Origin of the sequence: Candidatus Hecatella orcuttiae (assembly GCF_002009985.1) — an archaeon.
Classification (GTDB): Archaea; Thermoproteota; Bathyarchaeia; order Hecatellales; family Hecatellaceae; genus Hecatella; species Hecatella orcuttiae.
In genome coordinates this window covers 1-1,098 of record NZ_MTLX02000006.1, presented here as the reverse complement: position 1 = coordinate 1,098, position 1,098 = coordinate 1, and the positions used below count along the sequence as shown (strand labels likewise).

Here is a 1,098-nt window from a genome sequence, read left to right as displayed (position 1 = left end):
TAATCATGGACCGGAAAGTCTTCTCCTGCGAGGTCTGCAACCCAGACGAGCCATGCTTCCTGATCGTCAGGACGATTGACAACCCAACTCAATGCCCGTAGGGCCGATCGATGCAGAGTGGGAAGAGCTGGTCAACCTGAGCAAGGAAGTAGAGAAGTTTCAGCAGGAGGTCGAGGCACATGCCTGAGAGCGAACTCCATCCTAAACTCAACATAACGGATACAACGGATTCAGATATACCTCCTCAACTCCCGCAGATCAACATCTCTTCAAACCTTATCCCCAGCCAAACAATCCGCCACGATCACTACACCCACCCAAAGCAGCCGGAGCTCAAGATCGAGGTATCGAGAGGCCAGAAGGGAAGCTACGGCTGGACCATAACCTACAACGGCACAGACCTCGATGCTATCATCGAGAAGATCAGGGAAGCTGACACAAAGCTGAGGGAGTTTTTCTTGACGGAGGGTTAAAATGAGGTGCGGCATCTGTGGCAAACCGCTTAGCAACCCCGACAGCGTCCGCAAGGGCATCGGGCCCGTATGCTACCGCAAGTATGTTACAAACCTTGATTTCAGGGAAAAGCTGAACTCACGGATAGAAAAACTCAGGCTTAAAGCCCACAGAGAATACAACAAGAACCTGAAGAAGTATCCAACGCTGCGAGAAGGAGAGGTCCGCTGTAAGAACTGTGGTAGACCTGTTTTCTATCATTCAGACGATGGTTGCCCTGATGCTTACTGCTGTTCTCCTTGCTGTCCTTATGCAACGATCTCGCCTTGCCCTAGAGAGCAGAAGATGGGTTCTCTTGTCGATGCGTTAGCTACAGCGAGCAAGCAGGCAACTCTGGAGGTGTTTCCATGATCGACTCTCGAAAGATGATAGTAGCTGCTGAGGCATTAAAGCTCCTCGTCGATGCCCAGACAAAGCTCGCTGCTCTGGAAATGGACCATGAACGAGAGGTCATTGAGGCTATCAAGGATTCCATCATGAAGGAGATCTGCAGGATCAGTAACGGAGGTGGAGAATGAAGATCGGTTTTACGATCAACCTCGGCAACTACGAGTCCATGAGGATAGAGAGCAGCGAATTTCCTGC

3 protein-coding genes are annotated in these 1,098 nt (G+C 50.8%); all 3 read left to right on the top strand.

Going from position 1 to position 1,098, the window contains the following annotated elements:
- Positions 1–179 precede the first annotated feature (179 nt).
- The 3 genes from BWM17_RS09605 to BWM17_RS09595 are packed head-to-tail and all read left to right on the top strand — an operon-like array spanning position 180 to position 1,031.
- Positions 180–473, top strand: coding sequence for a hypothetical protein (locus tag BWM17_RS09605; RefSeq protein WP_309493777.1), 294 nt, complete (start codon positions 180–182; stop codon positions 471–473).
- A gap of 1 nt (position 474) precedes the next feature.
- Positions 475–864 carry a DUF6011 domain-containing protein gene (locus tag BWM17_RS09600; protein WP_309493776.1) on the top strand — a complete coding sequence of 130 codons (390 nt, stop codon included), beginning with the start codon at positions 475–477 and terminating at the stop codon, positions 862–864.
- Positions 861–1,031 carry a hypothetical protein gene (locus tag BWM17_RS09595; protein WP_309493775.1) on the top strand — a complete coding sequence of 57 codons (171 nt, stop codon included), beginning with the start codon at positions 861–863 and terminating at the stop codon, positions 1,029–1,031. The genes BWM17_RS09600 and BWM17_RS09595 overlap by 4 nt, the downstream gene beginning before the upstream one ends.
- Positions 1,032–1,098: the final 67 nt, after the last annotated feature.